The sequence below is a fragment of the Nocardioides montaniterrae genome (assembly GCF_054782655.1).
Genome location: NZ_BAAGSB010000006.1, coordinates 116,742 through 132,254, shown reverse-complemented (window position 1 = coordinate 132,254; position 15,513 = coordinate 116,742). Strand labels below are relative to the sequence as shown.

Genomic DNA, 15,513 nt, shown 5'->3' with positions numbered 1-15,513 from the left:
CTGTACTCAACAAAAAACCCCTCGGTTGCGAGGCAACGAGGGGTGGACGCGCTGACTGGTGGTCAGTCGACGCGTCCGCTGCGTACGAGCATCCGGCTCTGCATGTGGTCACCGTACGCGAAGGGCACGCGGTCGCGCGAACAGTCTCCCATGTGATCCCAAGGGGCAAGACGCCAGTCTCACCCCGTTCTGCACCCCGCTCAGCGCAGCGGGATCGCCAGCTGGGCGCTGCTGTCGTCGGGCGTGATCGGGCTGGTGACCCAGGCGCCGTCGCTGTAGTAGACCTGCCACGCCTGCGAGGTGGTGCAGCGAGCGATGCCGGTCGAGCTCGTGGTGGCCCGGCAGACGATCCGGTTCGTGTTGCCGTCGGGGGCGGCCTTGCCACGCCAGAACGAGAGCTCGCGGCCGACGACCGGCGTGCCATCGGCGTACTTCAGGGTGGCGCTGAGCTGCACCGTGGTGACCAGGCCCGAGGTCGTCGCGACCTTGGCCGCCGTCAGGACCACGGGACGACGCGGGTAGGTGTACGCGTACGTCGTGCTGGACGAGGCGTGGGTCGCGTCGCCGGGGTAGCTGACCGGCACCCACCAGTCGACGTTCGGCTCGCCGTTGACGTCCGCGTGCCAGCCGAAGTAGGCCTCGAAGCCCGCGTCGAAGACGAAGGTCGCGGTGCCCGTCGCGTCGAGCGGGGCGGTGTACGGAGCCGACGTGTACGACCCCATCGAGCCGTCGTGGCGCCACTCGACGTCCCCGCTCGGGATGCCCGAGGCCGAGCTGACCTTGACGGTCACCTGGTAGTGGAAGTCGTTGTCGATCTTCACCGCAGAGACGTGGATCGTCGTCGGCGCCTTGGTCGTCGCGGCGTGCGCCGGCGACGAGGTGGCACCGACGCCGCCGAGCACTGCGGCCAGCGTGGCGATGACGGCGAGCAACGGTCCCCAGAGGCGCTTCATGCTTGTCGCAACGACGTCAGGTGACCGGCGTCACGCGATGCATCGCAAGGACCTGCCGTCGGTCTAGACCGAAGTTCTTCGGATCCAGCCACAGCTCGTGCGCACGTCGTACGCCGGGCCACTCGGTGTCGGTGATCGAGAACCAGTCGGTGTCACGGTTGTGACCCTTCACGACCATGTGGTTGCGGAAGCGGCCCTCGTAGGTGAAGCCGAGGCGCGCCGCCGCCCGCCGCGACGGCTCGTTGAGGCTGTCGCACTTCCACTCGAACCGGCGGTAGCCGAGGTCCTCGAACGCGTACCGGAGCAGCAGGTGGATCGCCTCGGTCGCCGCACGGGTGCGCTGGAGGTCCTTGCCGAACAGCACTCCCCCGACCTCGACCTGGCCGTGGGCCGGCTCGATGCGGTGGTACGACGCCACGCCGGTCGCCCGGCCGGCACGATCACCCTCGACCGGGACGAGCGCGAACGTCGGGTGCGCCTCGAGCACCCCGGCCAGGTGCATCCACAGATCGGGCAGCTTGGTCGGCCGGTGGATCGGCCGGTAGGTCCACAGCTCGTCGTCACCCTCGCCGCAGGTGGCTGCGAAGAGGTCGGAGTAGTGGGCGCTGCTCAGCGGTTCGACCCGCACGTAGCGTCCCTCGAGCGTCACCGGCTCGGGGCGCGGCCGCGGCTCCCAGCCGGCGACCTCTGCGCCGACCGGCGGCACCTCAGTCGAAGTCATAGCCGGGCAGCCCGTCGATGCTGACCAGGTTCTTCTCGCGCCGGTAGGCGGCGGCGCCCTCGGGGCCCTTCTTCTCCGCCCACTGACGCATGAGGATGCGGTCCTCGCGGTAGTCCATGAACGGGACGCCGTAGCCGCAGGTGTCGGAGATCCGCTCGACGTCGACCACGATCACCGCCCGGTCCTCGGGGAGCTCGACGAAGCGCGGTCGCAGGTCGGCGTACTCCGGGGTGCCGAGCGGTACGACGCGGCCGCGACCGTGGAAGCGGACGATGTTGGGGGGCCCTTCGAAGGCGCAGAACATCACGGTGATCCGGCCGTTCTCCCGGAGGTGCGCGATGGTCTCGGACCCGCTGCCGTTCCCGTCGAGCCACGCGACGGTGTGCTCGTCGAGCACCTTGAAGGTGCCCGCGAGCCCGCGCGGCGAGAGGTTGACGTGACCGTCTGCGGAGAGCGGCGCCGTGGCGACGAAGAAGACCGGCTGCGACTCGACGAACTCCTTGAGGCGCCCTTCGATGCGCTCGTGGATCTTGCCCATGGCGCCATCGTCGCACCTGCGTGCCGCAGCCCTCGACCCGATTCCGACGCGGCTATGGTGGTTGGCGTTCTGCGGCCGCCGGCGGGGGTACGGGCACGGCCACACCTGTCGCCAACTCGGGAAGGCACACCCATGACCACCGTGGCCAACGATCGCGACGAGGTCGCGTCACCGGAACCCCACCTCAACCGGCACGTCGGGATCGTCGGGCTGCTGTTCGCCGCCGTCGGGTCGATCATCGGGTCCGGGTGGCTCTTCGGAGCCCTGAACGCCTCCACCCAGGCCGGTCCCGCCGCCGTCATCTCATGGGCGCTCGGCGGCCTGATGATCCTGCTCATCGCGCTCGTGTACGCCGAGCTGGGGACGATGTTCCCGCTCGCCGGCGGCGTCGTGCGCTACCCGCACATGTCGTTCGGCTCGTTCGCCAGCTACACGTCGGGGTGGATCACCTGGGTGGCCGTCGCCACCACCGCGCCGATCGAGGTCGAGGGTGCGCTGCAGTACGCCACGAAGTACGCCCCGTTCACCGAGGAGCACATGGTCGGCGGAGCGCCGGTCCACACCCTGACCGGGCTCGGCTACGCACTGGCCGTCGTCCTGATGGCCCTGTTCGTCGTCGTGAACTACTTCGGCATCCGGTGGTTCGCGCGGATCAACAACGTCCTGGTCTGGTGGAAGATCGTGATCATCCTGCTGGTGATCAGCGCGTTCCTCCTGACCGCGTTCCACGGCTCGAACTTCACCTCGCAGGGATTCCGACCGTCGGGCTGGCACGGGGTGTTCAGCGCCATCGCCACCGGCGGCATCGTGTTCTCCTACCTCGGCTTCCGCCAGGGCATCGAGCTTGCCGGCGAGACCGACAACCCGCGTCGCAACGTGCCGATCTCGGTCATCGGCTCGGTGCTGATCACCGGCGTCATCTACGTCGCGCTGCAGGTCGCCTTCATCGGCGCGCTCAAGCCCGCCCTGATCGCGCACGGCTGGTCCAGCCTGTCCTTCGACAACGACTTCGGGCCGCTCGCCGCCGTCGCGACCATGCTCGGCATGGGCTGGCTGGCGACGATCCTGTACGTCGACGCCGTCGTCTCCCCCGGCGACACGGGCCTGATCTACACCACGATCGCGTCCCGGCTGACCTACGCGATGGCCCGCAACGGCAACGCCCCGCAGGCGCTGGCACGCACCACCTCGCGCGGCGTACCGCTGGTGAGCCTGATCGTCGCCTTCGTCGTCGGCCTGATCGTTTTCCTGCCGTTCCCCAGCTGGCAGCAGCTGGTCGGGTTCATCACCTCGGCGACGGTGATGTCGTTCGCCTCCGGACCCCTGGTGCTGGTCGCGATGCGCAAGCAGCTGCCGGACCAGGAGCGCCCCTTCCGCCTGCCCGGCGGCCACGTCATCCCGCTGCTCGCGTTCTGGGCGTCGAACATGATCGTCTACTGGTCGGGCTGGGACATCGTGTGGAAGCTGATGGTCGCGGTGCTGCTCGGCTTCGTCCTGCTCGCCGGCTTCGCGCTCACCGGGCACGTCCACCTGCCCGACCTCGAGCTCGGCTCCGGCGCGGCCTGGGTGATGCCGTGGCTCGTAGGGATCACCCTGATCTCCTGGCTCGGCGGCTTCTCGACCACCGACAACGCCGGCAACCAGGGCCTGCTCGGCTTCGAGTGGTCCGCCGTGGCGATGTTCGGCCTCTCAGCGGTCGTCTACGTGCTGGCGCACCGGTTCCGGCTCAGCCCCGAGGACGCCGCCCGCCACGTGGCCGCCGCCGAGGCCGAGGCCGCGGTCGAGGAGGCCGAGATCGGCTGACGCCTCAGGTCGTACGACGAACGCGGGCCGGTCTCCTTCGAGAGCGGCCCGCGTTTCGGCGTACGACGTCAGCTCACTCGGGGACCCGGCGGTAGGCGCCGTCGGAGGCCGAGGTGGCCATCGAGGCGTAGGCCCGCAGGGCCGCGGAGACGTAGCGCTCGCGGTTGTCCGGGGTGTACGGCTTCTCGCGCTTCTCCTGGAGCAGGCGACGCTCCTCGAGGACCTCGTCGGGGACGTCGAGGGAGATCGACCGGTTCGGGATGTCGATGGAGATCTGGTCGCCGTCCTCGACGAGCGCGATCAGGCCGCCGGCCGCCGCCTCGGGCGAGATGTGGCCGATGCTCAGGCCGGACGAGCCGCCGGAGAAGCGGCCATCGGTGATCAGGGCGCACTTCTGGCCGAGGCCCAGGCCCTTGAGGTACGACGTCGGGTAGAGCATCTCCTGCATGCCGGGACCGCCCTTGGGGCCCTCGTAGCGGATGACCACGACGTGGCCCTCCTTGACGTCCTTGCTCAGGATGCCGGTGACGGCGTCGTCCTGGGACTCGAAGACGATCGCCGTGCCGGTGAAGGTCAGGCAGCTGTCCGGGACGCCGGCGGTCTTGACGACGCAGCCGTCGACGGCGACGTTGCCGGACAGGATCGCCAGGCCGCCGTCCTCGGAGTAGGCGTGCGCGACGTCGCGGATGCAGCCCTCGGCCGCGTCGGTGTCGAGGCTGGCCCAGACGTTGTCGGTGGAGAACGCCTCGGTGGTGCGCACACCTCCGGGAGCGGCCAGGAAGAGGTCGAGCGCCTGCTCGGAGGGCGAGCCGCCGCGGATGTCCCACGTGCCGAGCCACTCGTCGAGAGAGGGCGAGTGGATGGTGTGGACGTCCTCGTTGAGTGCGCCGCCACGGCGCAGCTCGCCGAGCAGGGCGGGGATGCCGCCGGCGCGGTGGACGTCCTCCATGTAGTACTTCGGGCTGTTGGGCGCGACCTTCGACAGGCAGGGCACGCGGCGCGAGATCGCGTCGATGTCGTGGACGTCGAAGTCGAGCTCGGCCTCGCGGGCCGCGGCCAGCAGGTGCAGCACGGTGTTGGTCGAGCCGCCCATGGCGACGTCGAGCGCGACGGCGTTCTCGAACGCGGCGCGGGACGCGATGGCGCGCGGCAGGACCGACTCGTCGTCGTCCTCGTAGTAGCGCTTGCACAGCTCGACCACGAGGCGGCCGGCCTCCTCGAAGAGCGCGCGGCGCTTGGAGTGGGTGGCCAGCGTGGAGCCGTTCCCCGGCAGCGAGAGGCCGATCGCCTCGGTGAGGCAGTTCATCGAGTTGGCGGTGAACATGCCGGAGCAGGAGCCGCAGGTCGGGCACGCGGAGCGCTCGATCGTGTCGAGCTTGGCGTCGCTGACCGACTCGGTGACCGCGGCGACCATCGCGTCGACGAGGTCGAGCTTCTCGACGTTGCCCTCGGCGGTGGTGCCGGTCTGGCCGGCCTCCATCGGGCCGCCGGAGACGAAGACGACCGGGATGTTGAGCCGCAGCGCGGCCAGCAGCATGCCGGGGGTGATCTTGTCGCAGTTGGAGATGCAGACGATCGCGTCGGCACAGTGGGCGTTGACCATGTACTCGACCGCGTCCGCGATCAGCTCGCGGCTCGGAAGGCTGTAGAGCATGCCGCCGTGGCCCATCGCGATGCCGTCGTCGACGGCGATCGTGTTGAACTCCTTGGCGACGCCGCCGGCCTCCTTGATCGTCTCCGCGACGATCTTGCCGAGGTCACGCAGGTGGACGTGGCCGGGGACGAACTCGGTGAAGGAGTTCGCGATCGCGATGATCGGCTTGCCGAAGTCGTCGTCGCCCATGCCGGTCGCACGCCAGAGCGCGCGGGCACCGGCCATGTTGCGACCGGACGTGGAGGTTGCGGAGCGCAGCGTAGGCATGGGCCAAGTCTAGGCGGCGCCTGATATCACCACCCCGGGCGATCTCAGCCCTGCTCAGCGGCCTTCTTCAGCGCAGCCAGGCCCTTGTCGAAGTCCTTGCCGATCGCCTTGTCGAAGAAGAGCCTGCCCATGACCGCGAACGCGAGGCTGCGGTTGCCGGACATCGTCCACTCGACGCGGGTTCCCTCGGCGACCGGCGTGAGGTGGTAGCTCACCTCGTTCTCCGCCTTGAACGGCTTCACGAACGTCAGCGCGATGTCGATCTGCTCGGCGGTGATGCCGAGGAACCGCATCGACCCCTCCCCGGCGCGCTTGCCCTTCCAGGCGTACGTCGCCCCGACGCCCTCACCGTCGTAGGTGCGCTGGAGATCGGCGTCGAGGTCCTCCCACGGCGACCACTTCGGCCACTCGTGGAAGTCGGCGATCAGGTCGTGGATGGACTTCGCGGGCGCCTTGATGACGGTGGAGCGCGTGGTGGAGAAGGCCGGCATGAGGGCGAATCTAGACCCCCATGCGGCAGGCTGGGCCGGTGATCACCCGCCGTCCCACGTTCCCGATCGCGCTGGGGCTCGTCGTGGTGGGCATCGTCTCGGTCCAGGCCGGCGCCTCGATCGCCAAGACCCTCTTCGACGAGGTCAGCCCGAGCGCGATGGTGTGGCTGCGGCTGGCCACGAGCTCGACCATCCTGATGCTCGTCGTCCGGCCCCGGGTCCGGGGACACGACCGCGGCGACTGGCTGACCATCCTGGGCTTCGGGCTGTGCCTGGGCTCGATGAACTGGGTCTTCTACCAGTCCTTCGACCGGATCCCCGTCGGCGTCGCGGTGACCATCGAGTTCCTCGGGCCGCTGACCCTCGCCGTCGTCGGCAGCCGGCGTGCGCGGGACCTCGTGTGGGCCGCGCTGGCCGCCGCCGGAGTCGTGTTGCTCGGCACCGAGCGCGTCGGGTGGGACTGGCTCGGCGCCGGTCTCGCGCTCCTGGCGGGCGCCCTGTGGGCGGCGTACATCCTGCTCGCGGCGCGGACCGGGAGTCGCTGGCAGGGTCTCGACGGTCTCGCCCTCGCCAGCGTGGTCGCCACCCTCGTCGTCACGCCCGGCCTGATCGGGAACACCGGCGGCATGGCCCACCCCCACGTGCTGCTGACCGGCACCGCGGTCGGCCTGCTCAGCTCGGTGATCCCCTACAGCGCCGAGATCGTGGCCCTGCGGAGCATCCCGGCCGCGACCTTCGGCGTGCTCATGAGCCTGGAGCCGGCGGCGGCCGCGCTGACCGCCCTGCTGATCATCGGGGAGCACCTCGAGCCGCTGCAGTGGGTGGCGGTCGGGTGCGTGGTGATCGCGAGCGTCGGTGCGACGCGCACCACGTCCGGCACGGGTGCTCCCCCGCCGATCGACTGACGTCCGGCACAATCCATCCATGGCCATCGAACCCGCGCGCGCGGATCAGGCGGAGAGCACGCACCTCGCGTTCCGCGACGTCCTCTCCGACGACGGCACGGTCCTGCGGGCGTGGACCAACGACCCCGACGGCTTGATCGACGGCCCGACCGTGGTCCTGTGCAACGGGCTCGGCACCAACCCCTACCTGTGGCCCAAGCTGCTCGACCCCACGTGCGGCGTCCGCGTCGTGTCCTGGAACCACCGCGGTGTCGGCGGCTCGGAGCGTCCCAAGGACAAGCGGCGCGTCCGGATCGAGCACTTCGTCGAGGACGGCCTGTCCGTGATGGACCACTTCGGCATCGACCGCGCGGTCCTGATGGGCTGGTCGATGGGCGTCAACACGATGTTCGAGCTCGCCTACCTCCACCCCGAGCGCGTCAGCGGCCTGTTCGCCGTGTGCGGCGTACCCGGCGACACCTTCGGCACGATGCTCGGCCCGCTGCACCTGCCGCACGTCGTCGCGCGCACGCTCACGGTCAACGCCTGCCGGATCGCCAAGTACGCCGGGAGGCTGGTCACCCCGATCACCACCCACCTGCCGATCGGCGAGAGGGCGGTGCGGCTGATCTCGCACTCCGGCTTCATGTTCCCGGTGGCCGACCCGGAGGCGACCGCCCTGGGCCTGAGCGAGTTCCTGACCACCCCCGTCGAGTGGTACGCCCACCTGGCCATCTCGACGTCCAAGCACGCCCGGGTCTCGCTGAGCTCGATCAAGGTGCCGTGCCGGTTCGTGGCCGCCAGCTGGGACATCCTGGCCGGCTCGCGCGACATGGCCTCGGCCGCCGAGCGGGTCGAGGACGCCGACTTCTTCGAGCTGCAGGGCTCCCACTTCATCCAGCTGGAGAAGCCCGAGCACGTGCACGGCCTGCTGATGGACTTCCTCGCCAAGGTCGAGGCATGAGGCGCCGCCTCGGAGCGCTCGCCGCGCTCACCGCGCTCGCCCTCACCGCGACCGGCTGCAGCCAGGGCGGCAACGAGGTGAGCGTCCACGTCGAGCCCTCCATGACGGCCGTCCCGACCGACTCGAACTCCGTGCCCGAGACCTTCGACGGCATCCCGGACGTCGTCGGCACCGCCGCGACCGGACTCACGAACCCGTGGGGCCTGGACTTCCTGCCGAACGGCGTCGCGGTCGTCACCGAGCGCACCACCGGCCGGGTCCTGCTGATCACGCCTCCGGCCCCTGGCCAGAGCAAGGGCACCGTCACCGACCTGGGTCGCATCCAGAACCTCGACTTCAAGGGCGACGGCGGCCTGCTCGGCGTCGCCGTGTCCCCCTCCTTCGTCGACGACCAGTCGCTGTACTTCTACGAGAGCACCCACAAGGACAACCGCGTCGTCCGGATGCCGCTCACCGACGCCGGCCTCGGCCAGGGCTCGGACCTCATCACCGGCATCCCCCACGGCGCGACGCACAACGGCGGCTCGCTGCGCTTCGGCGCCGACGGCTACCTCTACATCGGCACCGGCGATGCGGGCCACCCGGCCGCCGCGCAGGCGCCCAAGTCGCTGGCCGGCAAGATCCTGCGGATCGGCCCCGACGGCAAGGCGGCCCCGGGCAACCCCAAGGGCAACATCGCCTGGGCCAGCGGCTTCCGCGACGTCCTCGGCCTGGCCTTCGACGGCGACGGCCAGCTCTGGGCGACCGACGCCGGGCCGACCCAGGACGAGCTCGACCGGATCATGCCCGGCGACAACGCCGGCTGGCCGCGCCACGAGGGCGAGGGCGGCCCGAAGAAGTTCGTGCGTCCCTCCGTCACCTGGTCCCCCGGGCGCGCCACCCCGGGCGGCCTGAGCTTCGCCGGCGGCTACCTCTGGCTCAGCGGCGTCAACGGACAGGACCTCTGGCGCATCCGGGTCGAGGGCGGCGAGGCCGGCGACACCACGCCGTACTTCCACGACGGGGCCAAGAGCACGTACGGCGCGCTCCGGGCCGTCGGGCTCTCCCCCGATGGGCGCCTGTGGCTGGCCACCGACAACGCGAAGGCCAAGAAGAAGTCGGCCAGGGCCGTCGACCAGATCCTGCTGATCAGGCCCTGACCGGAGGGCCGTCGGTGCGCTCGACGCGCGCCTTGCGGGCCGCGCGCCGCAGCGTGGTGAGCACCGCAGGTCCGAGCAGCGCGATGGCCAGCGCGTTCGTGAGGGCGCGTCCGGTGTCCCAGCCACCGGTCGAGGTCAGCAGGGTGTAGACCACGAACCGGTGCAGGTTCTCGCCGAGCCCACCACCGGGGACGTAGCTGAGGTCGGAGCTGTCCTGACCGGGCACCTGGATGCCGGCGATGAACGGCCAGCCCCACAGGTTCATCAGCAGGCCGTAGAGGTAGGCCGCGAGGACGCCGTACGCCACCAGCATCACGACCTCGCCGCGACCGGTGACGCGCCGCGGAAGCAGGCCCGCGCCCAGGCCGACCCAACCGGCGCAGAGCATCTGGAACGGCATCCACGGACCGACGCCGGCGGTGAGCATCGCGCTGGCCACCAGGCTGGTGCAGCCCAGGACGAAGCCGAAGCCCGGGCCGAACACGCGGCCGCCGAGGATCAGCAGGAAGAAGACCAGCTCGATCCCGGCCGTACCGGCGCTGGCACCGCGCAGCACCGCGTTGACCGCACTGAGCACGCCGAGGATGGCCAGGACGCGCGAGTCCATGCCTCCCTCGGAGAGCTCGGCGAGGACGACGGCGAGCAGCAGCGGCAGCAGCAGGAGGAACAGGAACGGTGGATCGACGCGGGTGGACGTCGGGTCGACGCGGAGGATCAACGGCCAGCCGAGCATCATCAGCCCGATCGCGCTGACCAGGGTGAGCACCAGCGCAGAGCGGAGCCGGACGGGGACCGCGTTCACCCGTCGCCGCCGTGGCGCAGCGCTGCGGCGACGTCGTCGACCGTGAGCCAGTCGGGGCCGAGCACCTTGCTCACCTGGGGCGCGAACGCCGGGCTCTCCGCGATGACCTGCTGGACCGGACCGGACGACACGACCTCGCCGTCCGCGAGCACGACGACCCGGTCGGCCACCTGCGCGACGAACTCGACGTCGTGGGTGGCGACCAGGACGGTGCGGCCCTCGGCGGTCAGGCGGTGCAGCGCACCGGTCAGGGCCCGCTTGGCGGCGTAGTCCAGGCCACGGGTCGGCTCGTCGAGCAGCAGGACCGGAGGGGCGTCGGTGAGCACGATCGCGACGGCGAGGGCGAGGCGCTGGCCCTCGGACAGGTCGCGGGGGTGCATCGTCGGGTCGATGCCGGGCGCGATCGTGTCCAGCAGCTCGGCGCACGTGCCGGCCGCGGCGTGGGTCGCCTGGTCGGCGGCCCCGCACTCCTGCGCGACGGTCTCGAGGTAGAGCAGGTCGGCGGGCGTCTGCGGGACCAGCCCGACGACGGCACGACGCCCGGCGGGCTTGAGGCGCGCGGGGTCCTGGTCGTTGATCCGGACCGTGCCCGAGGCCGGTGCGTGCCGGCCCTGGAGGGCCCAGAGCAGCGTCGACTTGCCGGCGCCGTTGCGCCCCATGAGGGCGGTCACCGTGCCGGCGGTCAGCTCGAGGTCGACGTCGCGCAGGGCCGGCGTACGTCCGTGGAGGACGGTGAGCCCCCGGACCTGCGTCGTCTCACTGAGAGTGACCTCTGGGTCACTCTCAGTGAGACGAGGCGCCAGCTCGAGGCGCTTGCGCCGTGCCTCGCGGACGGTGAGCGGCAGAGGGTCCCAGCCGAGGAGGCGGCCGAGCTCGACCAGCGGCGGCGCGACCGGGCTGTCGCGCAGGATCGCCTGCGGCTCGCCGACGCGGAGCGCGCCCGAGCCGTCGAGCACGGCCATCCGGTCGGCGAACGGCACCACCCGTTCGAGGCGGTGCTCAGCGACCAGCACCGAGACGTCGAGGTCGTGGACCAGCCGGGTCATCGTGGCGAGGACGTCCTCGGCGGCGGTCGGGTCCAGCGCGGATGTCGGCTCGTCGAGCACCAGCAGGCGCGGGTGGGTGGTGAGCACCGAGCCGATCGCGACGCGCTGCTGCTGGCCGCCGGACAGCGTGCGCAGGTCACGCCCGCGCAGGTCGGCGATGCCGAGCAGGTCCAGCGTCTCCTCGACGCGACGGCGCATCGTGGCGGGCGCCAGGCCGAGCTGCTCCATCCCGAACGCCAGCTCCTCCTCGACCGTGTCGGTGACGAACCAGGCCGGCGGGTTCTGGCCGACGAAGCCGACCGCGTGCGCCCGCTCGCGGGCCGGACGCTCGATGATGGAGACACCGTCGAGGAGCACGTCGCCGGTCAGCCGGCCGCCCGTGAACCCGGGCACCAGGCCGGCGACCACACCGAGCAGGCTCGACTTGCCGACGCCGGTCGGGCCGGCCAGGACCATGAGCTCGCCCGCCTCGATGGTCAGGTCGATCCCGTCGAGGACGGGGCGGGACGCGTCGGCGTACGTCAGCGTGATGGAGCGCAGGTCGATCATGCGGCCGCTCCTGCCAGCCGGCGCAGCGGCGGCGGGGCGACCCACACCGGCGCCAGGGCGACGGCCACGACCGCCACCGCGGCCAGGGTGACCTGCGGCCAGGAGCCGATGTCCGGCTGCGCGGTGGCGTAGTCGAGGTGCCGCACGGCCCAGCCGCCGATGCCGACGGCGACGCCCGAGAGGGCGACCAGGATCTCCGGAGCGGTCCAGGAGTCGGCGCGATAGCGCGTACGGCGCACGCGGCGACCCGCGAGCACGAAGCCGACGACAGCCAGGGCGACGCCGAGGGTGAGCATCGGCCAGGCGAGGACCCGTGGAGCGGTGCGGTCGAGCAGGGCGTACACGCCCGCGCACACGCCGAGCAGGCCCGCGATCATCAGCGCGCCGGTCACCCGTCGCTGCTGCGGCGTGGCGTCGCCGGCACGGCCGTAGCCGCGGGCGTCCATGCCTGCGGCGAGCGCCAGCGACCGCTCGAACGCGTCCTCGAGGATCGGGACGAGGAGGCGACGTACGCCTCGGATGCGGTGGAACCGACCCGCCGGACCGCCGCGAAGGGCCTGGGCCGCGCGCACTCGGCGGGCGCTGTCGGCGAGCTGCGGGATGACGGTGATCGAGACGACCAGCGCAGTGCCGATCTCGTAGAGGGCCGGCGGCAGCGACTTCATGAGGCGCTTGGGGTTGGCGAGCGCGTTGGCCGCACCCACCGCGACCAGGATCGCCGCGAGCCGCAGCCCCTCGTCGACCGCCGCGACCAGCTCCTCGCGGGTGAAGGCTCCGAGCAGGGTGATGCCGGCGGCCCAGGACGGCAGCGGGATCTGCGGCAGGGACAGCAGCGTGTGGCCCGGGGCGTCGCTGCCGAGAACGATCCGGAACCCGATCCGGATCAGCACCACCCACAGTGCGAGCCACAGGTAGAGCCGGAAGGAGCGCACCCACGGGCCGTCCGAGCGACACGTCAGCACGGTCAGGGTCGCGGCCGCGATCAGCAGGAGCAGCAGCACCGGGTTGGTCGTGCACGACGCGAACACCGCGAGCCCGATGGCCCAGCACCACCAGGCCATCGGATGCAGGTCGCGAGGCACACGCACCATCCTCGGGTCAGCCTCAGCCCTTGCGGCGACGCAGGATCGGCACGAGCGCGGCAGCACCGACCACGAGCACCCCGGCCGCGATCGCCAACCAGGTCGTGGTGGCATCGCCCTTGCCGTCGCCGCCGCTGGTCGGCGGGCCGGCCTGGATCGTGTCGATCGAGGGAAGGATCGAGGGAAGGGTGGTGTCGCTCGGGAGGGGTACCGGTGTCTCGACGTGGGCCTTCTTCGACGCCTTGGGCGAACGGCTGGCCGAAGGGCTCGCGCTGTCGGACGGGACCGCCTGCGTCGGCAGCGCGGTGCTCGCCGCGACCGAGGGAGGCGCGGCCGCGTGGTGCGTCCCGGTCGGCTGGTGGGTCGGCTTCGGGGTGGGGACCGGCGCAGGGGTCGGGGTCGGCTTCGCGGCGCGCGCGGTCGGCGCGACGTCGGGCGGTGTGGCCGAGCCGGAGCCCTGGTGCCACGAGAAGGCGACGTACCCGCCCGGCGGGACCTTCAGCGACCCGACGCCCTGACCGGAATAGCCCCAGGAGCCGCCCTTGCCGTCAGCGACCCAGAGGCTCCAGTAGCTGTCGGCGCCGGTGCACTGGTGGTCGGTCGGGAAGCCGTTGATGGTGCAGACGTATCCCTGCATGCCGCCGGACTGCAGCTCCCCGAGCGTGAAGCCGGCCTTGTTGAAGTTGGTCTCGGCGTAGTGCCCGTCGACCGGGTCGCAGCCCTTGCGCTCCTGGTTGCCGCCCAGGCCGTTGTAGTCGACGACGACGACCACCCCGGTGTCGTAGGCGCAGCCGGCCGCGGCCCGGGCCGCGGTTCCCGAGATGCCGACCAGCCCGGCCGCCGCGACGAGCGCGGCGACCAGGCTGACGGCGATGCTCGTACGCCGCATCAGCGAACCGTGAAGCCGACGTGGCCCTTGCGGGTGGTGAAGCGGCCGAACGCGTAGACCGTCTTGGCACCGGCGGTGCGGCCGACGCTGATCCGACGGGTGAAGGTGCCCGTCGAGGTCGCCAGGCCCTTGGCCACGACGACGCCCTTGTACTTCAGGCGGACCGCCTCGCCGGCGTGCAGCCCGGACACGGTGATCCGCTCCTTGCCGCCCTTGGCGACGCGCGCGGAGCCGGCCGTGACCTTGAGGGTCTTCGGGGCGAGGACGAACACGGTCTTCGTGACGGAGGAACCCGTCACGCGGAGGACCGCAGTGCGGTTCTTGGTGCCGGTCGGGTAGGTGAACGAACCGGCCGTGATGCCGCCACCGATCACGGTGAGGTTCTTGCCCGCGATCGAGAGGCAGCCCCGCTGGCCGGCGGCCAGGTTCTTGGCCGTCGCCTTGACCGTCGAGCCGGCCTTGGCCCAGCTCGGGGTGTCGATCCACCTGCCGCCGGTCGCAGCCGGCGCGTTCACGAGGGCGGGGAACGACTGGATCGAGGTGTTGAACCAGTCGTACTTGGCACCGCTGTCGGCAGCGATGCCGTCGGCGGCACCGTTGGCGATGACCGTGTAAGTGTAGCCCACCGCGCCACCGTCGCCACTGAGCTTGCCGTCGCACGGCGAGCCCGCGATCTGGTGCGCGCGCAGCCAGACGGCGGCCTTCTGCGCAGCGGCGGTCCGGCCGCCGGCCGCGAGGGCCTGCGCGGCGAGACCCGTCGAGCTGGCGTTCTCGCCCCAGCTCGGGTCGAAGCCCCCGTCGGCCTTCTGGCTCGCAGCGAGCGCGGACACGCCTCGGGTGATCGCGTCGTCGACCGCGGCGTTGCCCGTGCCCTGCATCGGGAACAGCGCGAAGAGGGCGTCGGCGGTGTCGTCCGGGTCGGCGGCGTACGAGCACGTCGTGTCGCTCCAGCCGCCCGATGCGCACTGCATGCCGAGCAGGTAGTTGAGGGCCGTGCTCGCCTCCGAGCTGTCGCCCGCGACGAGCGCGCGGACACCGAGCGCCTGCGACCAACCGCCCTCGTAGCCGTACTGCGCCTTGACCATTCCGGTCGAGTCGTCCGTCGCCGCCTCCACCTTGGCGACGAGGTTGCCGTCGACCGTCGTCGGGTCGACGCCCACCGAGTCGTAGAAGACAGCGGCCTGCGCCGCGTTGACACCGTCGGTGCCATCACCGATCACGTAGCCGCCGACACCGGCGTCGACCGCGGACTTGATCCGGTCGAGGGTCGCCTGCGATCCGTTGAGGCCGGCGAGGGCGGTGCCGAAGTCGATGGTCGTGCCGAGGTCGCCGTTGACCAGGTTGTCGCTGCCGAGCTGCTGGGTCAGCCACGAGATCGCGGCGGCATCGGGCGACGGAGCCGTGGCGGCGTTCGCGGGCGGGGCGACGAAGGACAGACCGGCGGCCAGCACGGCGCTGGAGACACCAGCGGCGACGTACTTCCCCCAAGGACGCAGAGACATGTGGTTCCTTCCCGCTGCGTCGGCGGGAGGTGGACGGCTCGGCGGCCGGCCCCGACCCGCCGTGTTCCACGACAGCGTGATGTCAGGTAAGTCCCGTGCCAGGTGCTCCGGCTCGCCGCGTCCGCCCGCCCGAACGGCGAGGACGCGGCCCACGGTTGCGGGTCAGCGCCGGATTCAGACCGGCTTCCCCCACCACGGACTTGGTTGATGTGTTCCTGCAGGGTATCCC

At 71.3% G+C, this 15,513-nt stretch carries 14 protein-coding genes and 1 riboswitch; of the genes, 4 read left to right on the top strand and 10 right to left on the bottom strand.

The annotated features are described in order from the left end of the window. Nucleotides 1–200 precede the first annotated feature (200 nt). Genes ACYVJ3_RS11300 through ACYVJ3_RS11290 form a run of 3 tightly spaced genes read right to left on the bottom strand, consistent with a single transcriptional unit; the run spans nt 201 to nt 2,212 of the window. A complete protein-coding gene (locus ACYVJ3_RS11300; protein ID WP_460853085.1) occupies nt 201–953 on the bottom strand; it encodes a hypothetical protein in 753 nt (250 codons plus the stop codon). Between the two features lie 16 nt (nt 954–969). Then, complete coding sequence (locus ACYVJ3_RS11295; RefSeq protein WP_460853084.1) at nt 970–1,674, bottom strand: GNAT family N-acetyltransferase; 705 nt, start codon at nt 1,672–1,674, stop codon at nt 970–972. Continuing rightward, nucleotides 1,661–2,212 carry a pyridoxamine 5'-phosphate oxidase family protein gene (locus tag ACYVJ3_RS11290; protein ID WP_460853083.1) on the bottom strand — a complete coding sequence of 184 codons (552 nt, stop codon included), beginning with the start codon at nt 2,210–2,212 and terminating at the stop codon, nt 1,661–1,663. The genes ACYVJ3_RS11295 and ACYVJ3_RS11290 overlap by 14 nt, the downstream gene beginning before the upstream one ends. 132 nt (nt 2,213–2,344) lie before the next feature. Here ACYVJ3_RS11290 and ACYVJ3_RS11285 point away from each other — a divergent pair, with 132 nt between their 5' ends. After that, the gene (locus ACYVJ3_RS11285) at nt 2,345–4,015 is read left to right on the top strand and encodes an APC family permease (protein ID WP_460853082.1); all 1,671 of its coding nucleotides are present in this window, start codon (nt 2,345–2,347) and stop codon (nt 4,013–4,015) included. 73 nt (nt 4,016–4,088) lie between these two features. On the opposite strand, the gene ilvD is transcribed toward ACYVJ3_RS11285, so the two are convergent. Both ilvD and ACYVJ3_RS11275 read right to left on the bottom strand, forming a co-directional pair. Continuing rightward, nucleotides 4,089–5,936 carry a dihydroxy-acid dehydratase gene (gene ilvD, locus ACYVJ3_RS11280; protein WP_460853081.1) on the bottom strand — a complete coding sequence of 616 codons (1,848 nt, stop codon included), beginning with the start codon at nt 5,934–5,936 and terminating at the stop codon, nt 4,089–4,091. A gap of 44 nt (nt 5,937–5,980) precedes the next feature. Next, the gene (locus ACYVJ3_RS11275) at nt 5,981–6,427 is read right to left on the bottom strand and encodes an SRPBCC family protein (RefSeq protein WP_460853080.1); all 447 of its coding nucleotides are present in this window, start codon (nt 6,425–6,427) and stop codon (nt 5,981–5,983) included. 38 nt (nt 6,428–6,465) lie between these two features. On the opposite strand from ACYVJ3_RS11275, the gene ACYVJ3_RS11270 reads away from it, so the two are divergent. The 3 genes from ACYVJ3_RS11270 to ACYVJ3_RS11260 are packed head-to-tail and all read left to right on the top strand — an operon-like array spanning nt 6,466 to nt 9,414. After that, a complete protein-coding gene (locus ACYVJ3_RS11270; protein ID WP_460853079.1) occupies nt 6,466–7,332 on the top strand; it encodes an EamA family transporter in 867 nt (288 codons plus the stop codon). 19 nt (nt 7,333–7,351) lie between these two features. Further along, the gene (locus ACYVJ3_RS11265; protein WP_460853078.1) at nt 7,352–8,275 is read left to right on the top strand and encodes an alpha/beta fold hydrolase; all 924 of its coding nucleotides are present in this window, start codon (nt 7,352–7,354) and stop codon (nt 8,273–8,275) included. After that, nucleotides 8,272–9,414 carry a PQQ-dependent sugar dehydrogenase gene (locus ACYVJ3_RS11260; protein WP_460853077.1) on the top strand — a complete coding sequence of 381 codons (1,143 nt, stop codon included), beginning with the start codon at nt 8,272–8,274 and terminating at the stop codon, nt 9,412–9,414. The genes ACYVJ3_RS11265 and ACYVJ3_RS11260 overlap by 4 nt, the downstream gene beginning before the upstream one ends. Here ACYVJ3_RS11260 and ACYVJ3_RS11255 read toward each other — a convergent pair. Genes ACYVJ3_RS11255 through ACYVJ3_RS11235 form a run of 5 tightly spaced genes read right to left on the bottom strand, consistent with a single transcriptional unit; the run spans nt 9,404 to nt 15,284 of the window. After that, nucleotides 9,404–10,216 carry an ECF transporter S component gene (locus ACYVJ3_RS11255; protein ID WP_460853076.1) on the bottom strand — a complete coding sequence of 271 codons (813 nt, stop codon included), beginning with the start codon at nt 10,214–10,216 and terminating at the stop codon, nt 9,404–9,406. The two genes, ACYVJ3_RS11260 and ACYVJ3_RS11255, sit on opposite strands and share 11 nt — an antisense overlap. Continuing rightward, nucleotides 10,213–11,811 (bottom strand): ABC transporter ATP-binding protein, encoded by a 1,599-nt coding sequence (locus tag ACYVJ3_RS11250; protein ID WP_460853075.1) that lies wholly within the window; start codon nt 11,809–11,811, stop codon nt 10,213–10,215. Before ACYVJ3_RS11250 ends, ACYVJ3_RS11255 begins: the two co-directional genes overlap by 4 nt. Beyond that, nucleotides 11,808–12,902: an energy-coupling factor transporter transmembrane component T gene (locus ACYVJ3_RS11245; RefSeq protein WP_460853074.1), complete on the bottom strand. Its 1,095-nt coding sequence runs from the start codon at nt 12,900–12,902 to the stop codon at nt 11,808–11,810. Before ACYVJ3_RS11245 ends, ACYVJ3_RS11250 begins: the two co-directional genes overlap by 4 nt. A 13-nt stretch (nt 12,903–12,915) precedes the next feature. Next, nucleotides 12,916–13,782, bottom strand: coding sequence for a hypothetical protein (locus tag ACYVJ3_RS11240; RefSeq protein WP_460853073.1), 867 nt, complete (start codon nt 13,780–13,782; stop codon nt 12,916–12,918). Continuing rightward, the gene (locus tag ACYVJ3_RS11235) at nt 13,782–15,284 is read right to left on the bottom strand and encodes a prenyltransferase/squalene oxidase repeat-containing protein (RefSeq protein WP_460853072.1); all 1,503 of its coding nucleotides are present in this window, start codon (nt 15,282–15,284) and stop codon (nt 13,782–13,784) included. The genes ACYVJ3_RS11240 and ACYVJ3_RS11235 overlap by 1 nt, the downstream gene beginning before the upstream one ends. 80 nt (nt 15,285–15,364) lie before the next feature. After that, nucleotides 15,365–15,496: riboswitch (cobalamin riboswitch) on the bottom strand. Nucleotides 15,497–15,513 lie beyond the last annotated feature (17 nt).

What these genes read in the sequence shown, in the direction of transcription:
- ACYVJ3_RS11290 (WP_460853083.1), bottom strand. Translation starts at nt 2,212, where the DNA reads ATGGGCAAGATCCACGAGCGCATCGAAGGGCGCCTCAAGGAGTTCGTC.
- ACYVJ3_RS11245 (WP_460853074.1), bottom strand. Translation starts at nt 12,902, where the DNA reads ATGGTGCGTGTGCCTCGCGACCTGCATCCGATGGCCTGGTGGTGCTGG.
- ACYVJ3_RS11300 (WP_460853085.1), bottom strand. Translation starts at nt 953, where the DNA reads ATGAAGCGCCTCTGGGGACCGTTGCTCGCCGTCATCGCCACGCTGGCC.
- ACYVJ3_RS11240 (WP_460853073.1), bottom strand. Translation starts at nt 13,782, where the DNA reads ATGCGGCGTACGAGCATCGCCGTCAGCCTGGTCGCCGCGCTCGTCGCG.
- ACYVJ3_RS11275 (WP_460853080.1), bottom strand. Translation starts at nt 6,427, where the DNA reads ATGCCGGCCTTCTCCACCACGCGCTCCACCGTCATCAAGGCGCCCGCG.
- ACYVJ3_RS11265 (WP_460853078.1), top strand. Translation starts at nt 7,352, where the DNA reads ATGGCCATCGAACCCGCGCGCGCGGATCAGGCGGAGAGCACGCACCTC.
- ACYVJ3_RS11295 (WP_460853084.1), bottom strand. Translation starts at nt 1,674, where the DNA reads ATGACTTCGACTGAGGTGCCGCCGGTCGGCGCAGAGGTCGCCGGCTGG.
- ACYVJ3_RS11285 (WP_460853082.1), top strand. Translation starts at nt 2,345, where the DNA reads ATGACCACCGTGGCCAACGATCGCGACGAGGTCGCGTCACCGGAACCC.
- ACYVJ3_RS11260 (WP_460853077.1), top strand. Translation starts at nt 8,272, where the DNA reads ATGAGGCGCCGCCTCGGAGCGCTCGCCGCGCTCACCGCGCTCGCCCTC.
- ilvD (WP_460853081.1), bottom strand. Translation starts at nt 5,936, where the DNA reads ATGCCTACGCTGCGCTCCGCAACCTCCACGTCCGGTCGCAACATGGCC.
- ACYVJ3_RS11250 (WP_460853075.1), bottom strand. Translation starts at nt 11,811, where the DNA reads ATGATCGACCTGCGCTCCATCACGCTGACGTACGCCGACGCGTCCCGC.
- ACYVJ3_RS11235 (WP_460853072.1), bottom strand. Translation starts at nt 15,284, where the DNA reads ATGTCTCTGCGTCCTTGGGGGAAGTACGTCGCCGCTGGTGTCTCCAGC.